The sequence below is a fragment of the Aliarcobacter butzleri genome, from assembly GCF_900187115.1.
GTDB lineage: Bacteria > Campylobacterota > Campylobacteria > Campylobacterales > Arcobacteraceae > Aliarcobacter > Aliarcobacter butzleri.
In genome coordinates this window covers 536712-550490 of record NZ_LT906455.1, presented here as the reverse complement: position 1 = coordinate 550490, position 13779 = coordinate 536712, and the positions used below count along the sequence as shown (strand labels likewise).

General features: G+C 26.2%; 17 protein-coding genes. 6 read left to right on the top strand and 11 right to left on the bottom strand.

The window, feature by feature from the left end; all coding sequences use genetic code 11:
* Positions 1-36: 36 nt before the first annotated feature.
* The gene (locus tag CKV87_RS02730; protein ID WP_012012334.1) at positions 37-1662 is read left to right on the top strand and encodes an EAL domain-containing response regulator; all 1626 of its coding nucleotides are present in this window, start codon (positions 37-39) and stop codon (positions 1660-1662) included.
* Here the strand turns inward: CKV87_RS02730 and gmk are convergent, their stop codons facing one another.
* Genes gmk through rpsB form a run of 5 tightly spaced genes read right to left on the bottom strand, consistent with a single transcriptional unit; the run spans position 1663 to position 5664 of the window.
* Positions 1663-2280: a guanylate kinase gene (gene gmk / locus CKV87_RS02725; protein WP_004510609.1), complete on the bottom strand. Its 618-nt coding sequence runs from the start codon at positions 2278-2280 to the stop codon at positions 1663-1665.
* Positions 2277-3098, bottom strand: coding sequence for a hypothetical protein (locus CKV87_RS02720; protein ID WP_012012333.1), 822 nt, complete (start codon positions 3096-3098; stop codon positions 2277-2279). The genes gmk and CKV87_RS02720 overlap by 4 nt, the downstream gene beginning before the upstream one ends.
* The gene (locus tag CKV87_RS02715) at positions 3095-3775 is read right to left on the bottom strand and encodes an ABC transporter ATP-binding protein (protein ID WP_004510607.1); all 681 of its coding nucleotides are present in this window, start codon (positions 3773-3775) and stop codon (positions 3095-3097) included. The genes CKV87_RS02720 and CKV87_RS02715 overlap by 4 nt, the downstream gene beginning before the upstream one ends.
* Positions 3776-3820: 45 nt before the next feature.
* Positions 3821-4867: a translation elongation factor Ts gene (gene tsf / locus CKV87_RS02710; RefSeq protein WP_004510606.1), complete on the bottom strand. Its 1047-nt coding sequence runs from the start codon at positions 4865-4867 to the stop codon at positions 3821-3823.
* On the bottom strand, positions 4867-5664 hold the full coding sequence (gene rpsB / locus CKV87_RS02705) for a 30S ribosomal protein S2 (protein ID WP_004510605.1): 798 nt from the start codon (positions 5662-5664) through the stop codon (positions 4867-4869). Before rpsB ends, tsf begins: the two co-directional genes overlap by 1 nt.
* Positions 5665-5906: 242 nt before the next feature.
* Here rpsB and CKV87_RS02700 point away from each other — a divergent pair, with 242 nt between their 5' ends.
* Both CKV87_RS02700 and CKV87_RS02695 read left to right on the top strand, forming a co-directional pair.
* Positions 5907-6404 (top strand): putative metalloprotease CJM1_0395 family protein, encoded by a 498-nt coding sequence (locus CKV87_RS02700; RefSeq protein ID WP_012012332.1) that lies wholly within the window; start codon positions 5907-5909, stop codon positions 6402-6404.
* Positions 6388-6627, top strand: a complete 240-nt coding sequence (locus tag CKV87_RS02695; protein WP_004510603.1) for a hypothetical protein — start codon at positions 6388-6390, stop codon at positions 6625-6627. Before CKV87_RS02700 ends, CKV87_RS02695 begins: the two co-directional genes overlap by 17 nt.
* 2 nt (positions 6628-6629) lie before the next feature.
* Here CKV87_RS02695 and CKV87_RS02690 read toward each other — a convergent pair whose 3' ends face one another.
* Together CKV87_RS02690 and CKV87_RS02685 are read right to left on the bottom strand one after the other, a co-directional pair.
* Positions 6630-7130 carry a 2-thiouracil desulfurase family protein gene (locus tag CKV87_RS02690; protein ID WP_012012331.1) on the bottom strand — a complete coding sequence of 167 codons (501 nt, stop codon included), beginning with the start codon at positions 7128-7130 and terminating at the stop codon, positions 6630-6632.
* Positions 7127-7912, bottom strand: a complete 786-nt coding sequence (locus CKV87_RS02685) for a tRNA 2-thiocytidine(32) synthetase TtcA (RefSeq protein ID WP_004510601.1) — start codon at positions 7910-7912, stop codon at positions 7127-7129. Before CKV87_RS02685 ends, CKV87_RS02690 begins: the two co-directional genes overlap by 4 nt.
* Positions 7913-8019: 107 nt before the next feature.
* On the opposite strand from CKV87_RS02685, the gene CKV87_RS02680 reads away from it, so the two are divergent.
* Genes CKV87_RS02680 through CKV87_RS02670 form a run of 3 tightly spaced genes read left to right on the top strand, consistent with a single transcriptional unit; the run spans position 8020 to position 10347 of the window.
* Complete coding sequence (locus tag CKV87_RS02680; RefSeq protein WP_012012330.1) at positions 8020-8217, top strand: hypothetical protein; 198 nt, start codon at positions 8020-8022, stop codon at positions 8215-8217.
* 10 nt (positions 8218-8227) lie between these two features.
* Positions 8228-9448 carry a molybdopterin molybdotransferase MoeA gene (locus CKV87_RS02675; RefSeq protein ID WP_012012329.1) on the top strand — a complete coding sequence of 407 codons (1221 nt, stop codon included), beginning with the start codon at positions 8228-8230 and terminating at the stop codon, positions 9446-9448.
* Entirely contained in the window at positions 9448-10347 is a 900-nt protein-coding gene (locus CKV87_RS02670) for a DMT family transporter (protein WP_012012328.1), read from the top strand. Before CKV87_RS02675 ends, CKV87_RS02670 begins: the two co-directional genes overlap by 1 nt.
* A gap of 12 nt (positions 10348-10359) precedes the next feature.
* Here the strand turns inward: CKV87_RS02670 and CKV87_RS02665 are convergent, their stop codons facing one another.
* From CKV87_RS02665 to CKV87_RS02650, 4 genes are read right to left on the bottom strand one after another with little or no spacing between them, the layout of a single operon-like run.
* Complete coding sequence (locus tag CKV87_RS02665) at positions 10360-11559, bottom strand: DNA recombination protein RmuC (RefSeq protein WP_004510597.1); 1200 nt, start codon at positions 11557-11559, stop codon at positions 10360-10362.
* Positions 11556-12776 (bottom strand): M48 family metallopeptidase, encoded by a 1221-nt coding sequence (locus CKV87_RS02660; RefSeq protein WP_012012327.1) that lies wholly within the window; start codon positions 12774-12776, stop codon positions 11556-11558. Before CKV87_RS02660 ends, CKV87_RS02665 begins: the two co-directional genes overlap by 4 nt.
* Before the next feature lie 39 nt (positions 12777-12815).
* A complete protein-coding gene (locus CKV87_RS02655; RefSeq protein ID WP_012012326.1) occupies positions 12816-13286 on the bottom strand; it encodes a phospholipase D-like domain-containing protein in 471 nt (156 codons plus the stop codon).
* A 9-nt stretch (positions 13287-13295) separates the two neighbouring features.
* Positions 13296-13658, bottom strand: coding sequence for a YbgC/FadM family acyl-CoA thioesterase (locus CKV87_RS02650; RefSeq protein WP_012012325.1), 363 nt, complete (start codon positions 13656-13658; stop codon positions 13296-13298).
* Between the last annotated feature and the right edge of the window lie 121 nt (positions 13659-13779).

The window sequence follows — 13779 nt, the reverse complement described above, 5'->3', positions numbered from 1 at the left end:
TTGTATTATATCTTAATAAATTTGCAGGGATACTTAATGATAAATAATATTTCTATATTGAAAAATATGTCTATTTTATATGTTGAAGATGAAAAAGACTTACGAGAAGTTACTCACGAAATACTAAAATCTTTTACAAAGAACCAATATATTGCTGAAAATGGACAAGAAGGTCTAGAATTATTTAAAAAATACGAAAAAAATATTGATTTAATCGTTACAGATATCAATATGCCAATTCTAAATGGTTTAGAAATGGCAAAAGAGATAAAAAATATAAATCCTAATATCCCTATCATAATCACAACAGCATTTTCAAATAAAGAGTATTTGCTTGAAAGTATCGATATTGGAATTGATAAATATGTTCTAAAACCTATTGATATTGCAAAACTTCTACAAGCAATGTCTCAATCTATAATATATTATGAGTTAAAAGAGTTATTTGTAGATAAACTAACAAATCTTCCAAATAGAAATAGATTAAAAAAAGATTTAAATCAAACAGATGATGTACTAATGGCGTTTTTTGATATAGATGGTTTTTTAACATTAAATGATTTATTTGGAGAAGAGATTGGTGATGGAATTTTAGTTGAGTTATCTTACAAGTTAAAAGAACATTTCCCTGCGAATGAATACTCTGTTTATAAATTAGATGTTGATAAGTTCGTAGTTGTAGCAGTAAATAGTGGAAAAAGTGTAGAAGAATTTTATAAATATACAAAATCTTTTATTAGTAAAATAGAAAATCAATCATTTTTAGTAAATGAAAATGAGATTGATATCAATCTTACAGTTGGTGTTTCACATGCAAATGGAGCATTAGCATATAAATATGCTCAAAGAACAATAACTTATGCAAGAACAAAACTTAGAAAAATTATGATTTATAATGACTCATTTAATATTCATCAATCATTTGAAAATAATATAAAATGGTTAAAACAACTAAAAAATGGCTTTAAAGAAAATAAATTTCAAGCATATTTTCAACCAATTGTAGATACTCAAACAAAAGAGATTTATAAATACGAAGCGCTAATTAGATATATAGATGAAAATGGAAATGAAGTTGGTCCTTATAATTTCCTTGATATCGCAAAAAAGACAAAACAGTATCCAAATATCATAAAAGTTATTTTAAAAGATGCATTAAAATTAATAAAAGAAAAAAATAAAAAAGTATCTATAAATATCTCATATGCTGATATTTCAAATAAAAATACTACAAAATATATATATGATTTTTTAACAGCACAAAGTATTGAGCATACAAAACTTTTGAGTTTTGAAATTTTAGAATCAGAAGAAATCGTAGATTTTGAAGAAGTTTCAAGATTTATTTCAGAAGTTAAAAAATTTGAATGTATAGTTGGAATAGATGATTTTGGTGCTGGATATTCAAATTTTCATCTATTATCAAAACTAAAAATTAGTTTTATTAAAATCGATGGTTCATTAATCCAAAATATTCATAATTCTAAAGATTTAGAAATTATTGTAAGAACAATTTCAAATATTGCAAAAGAGTTCAATGTTAAAACAGTAGCTGAATTTGTAGCAAATGAAGAAATTTATAATAAAGTAAAAGAGTTAAATATAGATTATTCTCAAGGTTTTTACTTTGATAAACCTATAAGTTATGACTGTATCAAATAGTTAATTAAGCCAGTTTGATACTATTTTTTCTTTATCAAAAAGTTTGGCTTTAGCTCTTGCAATATTCGCGATAGAAACTAGCTCATTTGAAGCACTTTCTAAGTTGTCATTTACTATAAAATAATCATACTCATCAAAAAATTCAATCTCTTTTTTTGCGTTTTTCACTCTTTTTTCAATAACTTCTAAACTATCGCTATTTCTATTATTTAATCTTTCTTCTAAAACTTTTAATGACGGAGTTGTAATAAAAACTGAAGTTACAGAATCATTCATTTTTTTTCTTACTAAATGATGTCCTTGAACATCTATATCAAAAATTACTAATTTACCTTCATTTAAAGCATTAATTATTGGTTTTAAAGATGTTCCATAGTAATTATCATGAACTTTTGCATATTCTAAGAAATTACCATTTTTTATATCTTCTTCAAACTCTTCTTTAGAAACAAAAAAATAATCAACGCCATTTACTTCACCAACTCTAGGTTCCCTTGTAGTTGTAGAAATTGAAAAATAGTAATCAGAAATATTTTTATAAACTTCTTTTAATAAAGTAGATTTTCCACAACCGCTTGGTCCTGAAATGATTAAAATTGCGCCTTTTTTATCATTCATCTATTTGTATCCCTTAAACTCACTCGCAAATCTATAGTTTGACCACTTGCAATTTTATCTATAATAGTTTGATCAAATTTCTCTAATAAAGGTCTTAACTCATCAATTCCATACTTACTTAATACTAAATTATAAGTTTTCATAGGTTCATTTTTTAAATCAAACTCATACTCTTTAACTTCTTCTAAAGCATCGTCAATAATTGAAGAGATATCTTTCCAATCACGTTTTTCTAAAGTTATACCATTATAAATTTCATCTTCATGTAAAATATCATTTATTTTATTTAATTCCGAAGAGTCCAAAACGCCACCAGCATTTAATTTTGATAAACTTACGATACTTTCATCATCTTCTTCATATTCATTTTGAACAATTTTCTCAGGAGATTTTGGAATATTTTCATTTAAACCTTCTTCTAAATAATCAATAACTGGTAATATATCAATATCATCTTCAGGAGCGTATTCAAAAACTTCTTCTTTATAAGGTTCTTTTTGTGTTAAATCTTCTTTTATATAAGTTATTTGCTCAATAAGTAAAGTTTCTAATTTTGTAGGTAAAAATGGTCTTGGAATGATAAAATCTCTTAATCTCTCCATAGGTAATTCCTCTGAAGAAATAGCACCTATTCTTTTACAAAAGTTTTTTATTTTATTAAATTTACTATCAACAAAATTCTGATCAATTACAATTAAATCATAATTCTTATTTACTTTATTGTTTTTTTGAATTGTTAAATCAATCTTCATTTTTTTACAAACTAAAGTAAATATATGTTCTATAATTGGTGTTTCGCAAACTAATAGTAAATTCATCTCATATCCTTTAGTTCCAAATTATCCAATTTATAAACTTTATCACATCTTAAAGCTAATTCATTTTCATGAGTAACCAAAATCAATCCTGCATTATTCTTTTTAATATAATTAAACAAAGTATTCATAACAACATTTGCTGTATCTTTGTCTAAATTTCCAGTTGGTTCATCAGCAAATATTATTTTTGGTTTTTTTGTTAAAACTCTTGCTATTGATAATCTTTGCTGTTGTCCACCACTTAATTCACCAACACCTTGATTTATAACATGTTCAATATTTAACTCTTTTAAAAGATTTTTATCTATTTTTTCACCACTTAAAAATTCAGCAATTTCAAGATTTTCATTTGCACTAAAACCTCGAAACAGATAGTGAGCTTGGAAAATTATTCCAAAATCATCTCTTCTTATTTTTAATAAATCATTTTGTGATAAAGAATATATATCTTTTCTTTGAAAAACAACATTTCCACTTGTTGGCTTTAAAAGGGAAGATAATATATTTAAAAGTGTAGATTTACCACTTCCACTAGTTCCAATTATTGCTATTGATTCTTGTTTTTGAAGTGATAAGTTAATATTTTTGAAAAGTTCATAATCAAACTTATGAGATAAATTTTTAGCTTCCAATAAAAGGCTTCCAATGAGTCCATTTTTATTTTCTAATTCGCTCATTGCAATTCCTTTTATTTTTATATAGTAGTTTTAACTAACTATAAATTATTTACCCATTTGTTTTGCAACTTCTGCTGCAAAGTCTTCTTCTTTTTTCTCAATACCTTCACCAAGTTCAAATCTAATGTACTCAGTAATTACAATTGATGAATCAACTTCAGCAATAGCTTGCTCAACAGTTTTTTTATCATCCATTACGTAAGGTTGAGATAATAATGCAAATCTTCCATCTAATTGTGTGTTATCTGCAATAAATCTTTCGATTTGTCCAGGAATAATATTTGCCCAAATTTTTTCAGGTTTACCTTGAGCTTTTAATTCATCTTCAAATCTAGCTTTTGCAGCAGCAATTGCTTCATCTGTTAATTGAGATTTAGAAACAAATTCAGGAATTCTTTTTTGAGGTTTTCCTAATCTTCTTAATTCATCATTTTCAGCTTCAATTTCTGCTCTAATAGCTTTGTTTTCAGATTCAACAAATGCTGGATCTAAATCTTTGTATGAAATAACAGTTGGTTTCATAGCACTTGCATGCATTGCAATATTTCTTAATAATGCAGCAGCTTTATCTTTAACCGCATCATTACAAGTAGCAGCTAAAACAACTCCTACTCTTCCTGTTGCATGAACATAACCATTTACAACTTGTCCTGAAACTAAAGAAAGTTTTCTAGCAACTAAGTTTTCACCAATTGTTGCAATTTTTTCATTTAAATAAGTTTGGAACTCTTCTCCATTGATTTTTGAACTTGCTAAAGTTTGTGCATCAGCAATTCCATTATTTAAAGCATGAGTTGTAATCTCTTTTGTTAAATTAACAAAATTTTCATTTTTAGCAACGAAATCTGTTTGAGAGTTTAACTCTAATAAAACAGCTTTTGTATTATCACTATTTACTAAAACAGAAATTAATCCTTCAGCAGCAACATTTCCAGCTTTTTTAGCAGCTTTTCCAAGTCCTGCTTCTCTTAAAGCTTGAACTGCTTTATCTAAATCACCATTTGTTTCATTTAGTGCATTTTTGCAGTCCATCATTCCTGCACCAGTCATCTCTCTTAATTCTTTAATTAGTTGTGGAGTAACTCCTGCCATTATGCGTTTTCTCCTTCTTCAGCAAAATTAAATTCTTCACCTTCTGCTACTGCTTCAGCAATTAATTCTTCTTTTTCTTCAGCAGAAATTGGCTCAACTTCTACACCAGTTTCATCAGCTAATGCAGCTTTACCTTCATTCATAGCTGCAGCCATTTCGTTGCAGAATAAGTGAATTGATCTAATAGCATCATCATTTCCTGGAATTGGTAAATCTACAACATCAGGGTCACAATTTGTATCTAAAGGAGCAACAACTGTAATTCCTAATCTTCTAGCTTCTTGAATAGCAATTTTTTCTTTAACAGCATCAAGTACAAACATCATATCTGGTAATTTGTTCATTTCTTTGATACCACCAAGGTATAATTCTAATTTTTCTTCTTTTCTAGTAAGCATTAAAGCTTCTTTTTTAGTTAAAAGATCTAATTGACCTTCTTCTCTCATTTTTTTAATAATTTCTAATTTTCTAATTGATTTTTTGATTGTTCCGAAGTTAGTTAACATTCCACCTAACCATCTGTGGTTAACATATGGCATTCCACAAGAAATAGCAGCTTTTTTAATAGTTTCGCTAGCTTGTTTTTTTGTTCCTACGAAAATCATTGTTTGACCTTCAGCAGCTCTGTCTCTAACAACGTTGTATGTATATCTGAAATATCTTAACGTTTTTTGTAAATCTATAATATAGATATTTTTTCTAACACCGAAAATGAATTTTTTCATTTTTGGATTCCATCTTCTTGTTTGGTGTCCGAAGTGTACACCACACTCTAATAGGTCTTTCATAGTAACCATGTAATTCTCCTTGAATTATTTTTTGTATTTTTTTGTATGGGTTTAGCCTCTGTGTCCCTTAATAACTACTGTTACAACCCAACCAAGGATTGACACATGTGAGGTTCTAATATAAAATTAGAATGGAGATTATAGCGAAATTTTTTTAATATTTGTTTAATTAATTATTTGAAAAAACTTAAGTAATAAAAAATAGCTTTAAATAAATTTATGCTAATATAAAGAAAAAAATAGGAGTTTTTATGGAAATAAGTGACAATGTTTTAAATACTTCTTCTATTTATCAAGAATTAGCTTTAAAAAAAAGTGAGTTATCAAATTTAGACAAAAAAGAGCTTCAAAAATCAAGTTTTGAAAAAAATGATGAAGTTGTTTTAGGTGAAAACTACGATGAAAATGACTATCAAAGAGTTTTAAATAAATTTAAAAATAAAGATAGTGAAGTAAAAACTCATGAACAAACTCACGCTTCAGGTGCGACAACAACAAGTGCAATAAACTATAATTATCAAGTTGGACCTGATGGAAAACTATATGCAATTGGAGGAAGTGTTAGATTTGATACTTCAATTCCCAAAGACCCACAAAGTGCAAAAGTAAAAATGGATCAATTACAAAGTGCATCAAGTTCTGTTAGTTCTTTAAGTGGAGCAGATGCGAGTATTGCTCAAACTGCAAGTTTAAATAAAATGTTATTAGAAAGTATAAAAGAAGGATTCAACTATGACAATCAACAATAACTTAAACGCTATGGTAGCTTCTGAGTTACAATTTCAAGATATGGCTACAAATTTAGCAACTGTTGCGAACACTGTTGCCGAACCTGAATTTCAAGAAGTAACTTCTGATTTAATAGATTCTATTGCAGGACAAATACCTCAAATTATTTCATATAGTGCAAATGCACAAAATATTGAACTGCAAGGTGAAATGTTAAATACTCTTTTAAACATAAAGGCTTAAATTTATAAAGATTTATTTTTCTTTATAAATTTTGCTAACTCTTTTAGTTCATTTTCATTAAAAACTTTTATTCCATTTTCTTCTAATAATCTTGCTGTAAGTCCTTGTCCTTGAACTAAATTATTAGAAAAAGTTCCATCATAAATCTCTTTATTACTACAAGATGGTGATTTTGACTTTAAAAGTGCCACTAAAATATTTTCATTTTTGCATGTATCTAAAGCTTTTTTTGCACCTAATAAAAAATTTATTGTTACATCATTTTGTTCATTATCTAGAATTTTAAATGGTTTTTCATTTTTTACAATCTCAGCAGGATTTCTTGGAATTCCTAATCCTCCTGCAACTTCTGGACAAAAAGAGTAAATTTCATTTTCGCATAAAATATCCATAAAAAGTTCTTTTAAAGAAAATGGAAACTTAGGGTTAAATGCAACTGATGAATTTAATCCATCATATCTTACATCTTCTCCTAAAAGACAAGATGAAACTAATATTTTCATATATTTTCATCTTCTTGCAAATTTAATTTTATATCTTTTAAATCTTTATAAAAAAATGTTGGCAGTTGAATATTACTAAAAGCAGCTTTCATAGATACAAAAATCTTTGGATTTTCTTCTTCAAGTTTTGCTAATAGTTCTTTTGTAGTTGCTCTTGCATGTGGCATTTTTACATCAAATCTAAGTCCTGGACAAGCTTCATCACCAATAACTCTTATTTCATTTGTATTTGCAAATGCTCTTAGTTGTCTTTCTCGACAAAAGATCAAAGGTCGAATAACTTCTAATCCATTTTCAGCTTTGTAAATTGGTGGCATTGTTCTCATCGTACCATTGTAAAAAAAGTTCATAAAAAATGACTCCATTGCATCATCTAAATGATGCCCAAGAGCAACTTTATTGTATCCTTGTTCAAGTGCAGTTGAGTATAAATAACCTCTTCTCATTCTTGAAAAAAACGAACAAAAAGATGAATTTTTTCTTATTTTTTCTCCTGCAAGTTCAAAAATCTCTGTATTTATTATCTCATGTTCTATACCATGTTCTTTACAATGATTACTTAAAAATTCAACTTGTTCTCCCATTCCATATGTAACAGTTACTGCTTTAAATTCAAAATTATATGGAACTACTTTTTTTAATCTATTTAATGAATGAATTAATGTTAAAGAGTCTTTCCCCCCAGAAAAACCAACTAATACTTTATCACCTTCTTTTATTAATCCATATTCTGCATTTGTTCTACCAACGATTGTAGATATTTTTTTACTCAATTCAACCAATACGATTTCCTAATTATTTTTTGCGATTATATCAAAAAAGTTTTAATAAACTATTTTAGATAAAGAATATATAATTTCAAAAAATTTAACGAATAAAAAGATTTAGAATGACAATCGAAGAACAAGAAATATTTTTTAACAAAATTAAAGAGACTATTTTACCATTAGCTATAAATATGCAAGATGAACAAATAAAAAAGATAATCCAAACTGTTGAAGAAACAAATGAAAACCTACCAACTGGTTTTAGTGCCTTTTTGTTTGAACAAATAATTATTCATAAATACAATAGAACAATTAAATAAAGTACAAAATATGAGAAATTTTATAAGCTACGAAAAATCTCTTGAGATTTTAAATAATATTAAACTAAATAAAGGTGTTACTCAAAAACTTTTTATTATAGATGCTATTGGAAAAGTTTTAGCAAAAGATATCATAGCAAATCATAATAGCCCAGAATTTCCAACTTCAGGAATGGATGGTTACGCAATAAAATATGAAGATATAAATAGTGATTTTTTAGAAATAATAGACAAAAATCCAGCAGGTTTTGTAGTATCTTCAGAAGTTTCAAAAGGAAAATGTATAAAAACATTTACTGGTTCGCTTATGCCAAAAGGAAGTAATACTTTAGTTCCTATTGAAAATGTTCAAGTAATAGATAATAAAATAAAAATTACTCAAGAAGTTCCTTTTTCATTTGCTGTAAGAAATGTAGGAGAAAATTACAAAAAAGATGAAGTTCTGATTAAAGAAGGAACGATTATTGGTTTTGCTGAAATTGGTGTTTTATCATCACTAAATATCTCTTTAGTTGAAGTTTTTGTAAATCCTACTATTGCAGTTGCAAGTACAGGAAGTGAGATTTTAGAACTGGGAGAGACTCAAACAAATGATTCACAAATAAGAAGTTCAAATCATCTAACTTTGGAAGCTTTATTTAAAAGTGCTGGTGCAAATGTACTTCAAATGGGAACAATCAAAGATGATATACAAACTATAACAAACTTTTTTGAAAATGCTTTACAAAAAGCAGATATAGTTGTAACAACAGGTGGTGTTTCTGTTGGAGATTACGATTTTGTACAAGATGTTGTAAAAGATAGATTAAAAGCTGAAGTTTTATTTCATGGAGTTTCTATAAAACCTGGTATGCATATACTTGTTGCTTTAAAAGATGGAAAAATAATAGTTGCACTTCCAGGTTTTGCTTATTCTTCAACTGTTTGTGCAATACTTTATGTTTTACCTTTGATTTATAGATTGAAAAATTCAAATGAAAAACTACCAATTGTAAAAGCTAAAATAAGTTGTGATTTTCCAAAAAAAATGAAAAAAACTATATTTGCAGCTTGTAATGTATCTTATGAAAATGGTGAATATATCATAAACTTTGAAGGCAAAAAATCAGGAACAAGTGCAATTTTGACAAATATGCTTGAAAATCCAGCTTTACTTATTCAAAATGAAGATAGTTGCGATATAAAAAATGGTGATTTAGTAGATATTTTATTGCTAAATAATCTTAAATAATGAACAAAAATATATTTTATATATTAATTGTTCTTGCTATGATTTCATGGGGAACTTCTTGGATAAGTACAAAAGTTCTTACAAATTATATTAATGCATATGAGTTAGTATTTCTTAGAATGGGAATTTGTTTTGTTACTATGATTCCTATTATTTACTTTTTAAAACTATCTTTTAAAGTTAATTTAAAATCTTTTATTTTAATTTTAATAGCTTCACTACTTTTAGTTTTATATAGTATTTCTATGTTTTGGGGAGTTGAACATGGAACTGGAAGTTTTGGAGGAGCACTTGTTCCAACATTAATTCCAATAAATACTTTTATCCTATTAGCAATAATAAATAAAAAAACTATAAGTTTAAAACACTCTTTTGCCTTAGTTTTAGGTGCTTTTGGTGTTTTAAATATGCTAAATGTTTGGAATTTTAATTTAAATGAAATACTTTCAAAAGATAATGTATATTTTATTTTGGCTTCACTTTTATGGGCAATTTTAACTATTGTTACAGCAAAAGCTACAAAAGTAAATGCTTTTGTTTTTACATTTTATACTTACATAATTTCAACTTTTGTACTTTATATATTTTATATTGATAACTCTTTATTTGAAAGAGTTTATGACTATGATTTTATATTTTGGTTCAATATCTTTGTAATTACGATTTTAAGTACAACATTTGGAACATCAATATATTTTATAGGAGCTACAAAATTAGGCACAAAAGAGGTTTCATCTTTTGTATTTTTAGTTCCAGCTTCAGCTATGGCAACAGGAAGTATATTCTTAGGAGAAAAGATTACTTTAAATATGATTATTGGAACAATTTTTGCAATAATCGCAATTTATATCTTAAATAATTTAAACTTATTTCAGATATTTAAAAAGCAGAAATCTTAAAATCTCTGCTTTTTATTCTTCAACACTTAAATATCTATTTGGTAACTGTTTTTTAGGTTTTACACCAAGTTCTAAAAACTCTTCTGTTCTTCTTATTAAATTACCATTTCCACTACTTAACTTATTCATAGCTCCATCATAAGCTTTTTGTGTTCTAGTAATATTTGTTCCAATATCTTCAATATCACCTACAAAAGCAACAAACTTATCATATAAATCAGCTGCTTTTTTTGAAATCAATTGAGCATTTTCATTTTGATGTTCGTTTCGCCAAATATTTTCAATAGTTCTAAGTGTCACATATAAAGTAGAAGGAGAAACTAACATGATATTGTTATCAAATGCTAATTTAAAAAGATTATCATCACTTGAAGTAGCAAGTAAAAATGCTCCTTCAATAGGAATAAACATTAAAACAAAATCTAAAGTTCTAACACCATCAATATTTTCATAACTTTTTGAACTCAAATCTTTTATATGTGAAGTTATAGATTTAACTAACTCTTTTGAAGCTTGTTGTTTTTCATCTTCATTTTCAGCTTTACTATAATTTATATAAGCATTTAATGATACTTTTGAATCTATAACTATATCTTTATTTGAAGGTAAATGAACTATTACATCAGGTCTTAATCTTTTTCCTTCAGCTGATGTAAAAGAACCTTGAATTGTATACTCTTTTCCTTCTCTAAGTCCAGTTTGATCTAAAATTGAAGACAAAATCATCTCTCCCCAATCACCTTGAGTTTTATTTTGTCCTTTTAAAGCTTTTGTTAGATTTATAGCATCATTTGAGATTTGATTATTTAGCTCTTTTAGATTTTTTATCTCTGTTAAAAGAGAACTTCTTTGTTTTGTTTCATCATTATAAATATCATTTACTCTTTTAGAAAAAGAGTCTAACTGCTCTTTAAATGAACTCAAAACAAAAGTTAAATTTGTAGTAGATTTTTTCTCTTTTTCATCAAAAAGTTTATTTGCTAGATTTTCAAACTCTAATTTCATTTGTTGTTTATTGTTTTCTAAAAAGTTTATTTTTTCTTTTAGATTCTCTTTTTCTACTTTTGATAACTCTTCTAATGTTGATATTTTAAGTAAATATGAGTTTATAATATTTTGATATTTTTGCTTTAAAGTAAAAATAATCGCAAAAAATATCACAAATATTATTAAAAAAATAGCTATTAAAACAAGATAGTCAATAGTTATCATTTTTTAAACTCTTTTGTATGAACATCGTATCCCAACTCTTTAAATCTCTCAATTAGTGGAGGATGAGAGTAGTAGAAAAAAATGTACAAAGGATGAGATAAAGGAAATGATTTATTTTCATTTGCAAGTTTTAATAAAGCAGTTACTAAATCCTCTTTTGTTGCTAAGTTTGAACCAAAACTATCAGCTGCATATTCATTGTGTCTTGAAATAAGAGAGATTAATGGCATTAAGAAAAATGATAAAATAGGAGAAAATATCAAAAATACAGTTATGATTGCATAAGGTTCATTTTGTAAATTTAGTCCTAAAAATAGTTCATCACTTAAATTTCCAAAAATAGCAAAAAATACAAACATTACAAATCCCATAATCCCAATATTTTTTAAAATATCACCATTTTTAAAGTGTCCTAACTCATGTCCTAAAACAGCAAGTAATTCATTGTGAGTTAATTTTTCAACTAAAGTATCAAATAAAACAACTCTTTTTGTACTTCCTAATCCACCAAAATAAGCATTTAATCTATTATCTCTTTTACTTGCATCAACACTAAAAACTCCACTACTTTTAAAACCTACTTCATCTAAAAGTTTTTCTATTTTTTCTTCAAGTTCTTTATCTTTTAGTTTTTCAAATTTATCAAACATTTTGTCACGAATCACTGGATAAAGCATATTTATAAGTATGATTACAGCAAAAATAAATACAAATCCAAAAATCCACCAAGAAGGAAAGTTATTGATAATAAATGAAATTCCTGCAATTACAAGTGAACCAAAAACTAAAAATAAAACTCCAGTTTTTATAGTATCTTTTATAAAAAGTGCTGGTGTAATATTTGAAAATTCATATTTTTTATTTAGTTTAAAAGTTGAATAAAGTTCAAATGGTAAAGTCAAAATCCAATTTATAATAATAAATAAATCCACAAAAACAATAGCTTTTAACCAGTATGAATCAATTTGAACTAAAGAATCTAAATATGATAAACCAAAACCAATCCATAAAATAAATAAAACAAAATCATAAAATGTTGAAGCAAGCGCAAGTTTTTCTTTTTCAATTGCATAATCAGCAGCTTCAAGATATTTATTTGAATCTAAAATAATAGCTTTTAAATTTCTTGCCTCTTTTATAAAACCTATTTGCATAAATGAAGTATAAATATTGAATGCAAAGTAAATACAAAATGCTATAACAAATATTTCTAACACTAAAAATCCTTTATATTTTTATTAAAAGTGGTATTCTAGTCAAATTTTGCTCACAAACTCTTTTAATTTTAAAATAAGCTTTTTATCATCAGTTATATAAATTAAATCGTAATTTTCTTCAAAAGACTCTTTTGTCCAGTTTGTACTTCCAATTATTGCAGTTTTTGAATCAATCAAAACAACTTTTAGATGCATTTTGTTTTTATCTTTATTTACAACAGTTTTTATACCATTTTCTCTTAATAAATCAAGTATTTCATCATCTTTTTTTGTCTTTTTTTGATCAAATAATACTGTAATTCTTACACCATGTTTTGAAGCTTCAATCAAATCATCTGCAAACTTTTTATATGAAAAATTGTACATTGCTATAAATATCTCTGAGTTGGCTTCTTGTATAAGCTCACTTATTTTACTTTCTGCATCATCAGACTGTTTTGGAAGTAAATAAACTTCACTCGAATATAAATTTATGACAAACAAAAAAGATATTAGTATTATTTTTAACATATTTTTTCCTTACTCTAAAATTTCAAAAATCTCTAAAGGAATTTTTGCTGGTTTAAAGTTTTTTAAAAAAGCTAGTTTAAAAGTAGCTTTAAAAATCACCTCATCATTTCGCAATATCTCTTGATACATTACAATAGAAGCTGATTTTTTCTCAATTAGTTTTGTTTTAACTTCTAATAAATCACCAAAAACAGCTGGTTTTATCCAGTCAATTGTTGCACTTCTTACAACAAAAAACTCATCATTGTTGTGAGGACTTAAACCTTTTTGAAAAAAAAGTTCACTTCTTGCTCGTTCGCAAAAATTTAAATAGTTTGAGTGATAAACAACTCCACCAAAATCAGTATATTCATAATAGACTCTTAAATCCATAAAAACTCCATATTAACAATAATTTATTTTACAGAATCATAACTTTATTACATATTGGAAAATAATTATCTTTTAATAATAATTTAAAATTAATTTCTATTTAAATTCTTTTTAACTAGAA

Excerpts from the sequence above, each read along its gene's own strand:
- rpsB (WP_004510605.1), bottom strand. The coding sequence starts at position 5,664 with ATGGTTACTATGAAAGACCTATTAGAGTGTGGTGTACACTTCGGACAC.
- CKV87_RS02655 (WP_012012326.1), bottom strand. The coding sequence starts at position 13,286 with ATGTTAAAAATAATACTAATATCTTTTTTGTTTGTCATAAATTTATAT.
- CKV87_RS02730 (WP_012012334.1), top strand. The coding sequence starts at position 37 with ATGATAAATAATATTTCTATATTGAAAAATATGTCTATTTTATATGTT.
- CKV87_RS02715 (WP_004510607.1), bottom strand. The coding sequence starts at position 3,775 with ATGAGCGAATTAGAAAATAAAAATGGACTCATTGGAAGCCTTTTATTG.
- CKV87_RS02680 (WP_012012330.1), top strand. The coding sequence starts at position 8,020 with ATGACAATCGAAGAACAAGAAATATTTTTTAACAAAATTAAAGAGACT.
- CKV87_RS02720 (WP_012012333.1), bottom strand. The coding sequence starts at position 3,098 with ATGAATTTACTATTAGTTTGCGAAACACCAATTATAGAACATATATTT.
- CKV87_RS02690 (WP_012012331.1), bottom strand. The coding sequence starts at position 7,130 with ATGAAAATATTAGTTTCATCTTGTCTTTTAGGAGAAGATGTAAGATAT.
- tsf (WP_004510606.1), bottom strand. The coding sequence starts at position 4,867 with ATGGCAGGAGTTACTCCACAACTAATTAAAGAATTAAGAGAGATGACT.
- CKV87_RS02700 (WP_012012332.1), top strand. The coding sequence starts at position 5,907 with ATGGAAATAAGTGACAATGTTTTAAATACTTCTTCTATTTATCAAGAA.
- gmk (WP_004510609.1), bottom strand. The coding sequence starts at position 2,280 with ATGAATGATAAAAAAGGCGCAATTTTAATCATTTCAGGACCAAGCGGT.
- CKV87_RS02695 (WP_004510603.1), top strand. The coding sequence starts at position 6,388 with ATGACAATCAACAATAACTTAAACGCTATGGTAGCTTCTGAGTTACAA.
- CKV87_RS02675 (WP_012012329.1), top strand. The coding sequence starts at position 8,228 with ATGAGAAATTTTATAAGCTACGAAAAATCTCTTGAGATTTTAAATAAT.
- CKV87_RS02665 (WP_004510597.1), bottom strand. The coding sequence starts at position 11,559 with ATGATAACTATTGACTATCTTGTTTTAATAGCTATTTTTTTAATAATA.
- CKV87_RS02650 (WP_012012325.1), bottom strand. The coding sequence starts at position 13,658 with ATGGATTTAAGAGTCTATTATGAATATACTGATTTTGGTGGAGTTGTT.
- CKV87_RS02670 (WP_012012328.1), top strand. The coding sequence starts at position 9,448 with ATGAACAAAAATATATTTTATATATTAATTGTTCTTGCTATGATTTCA.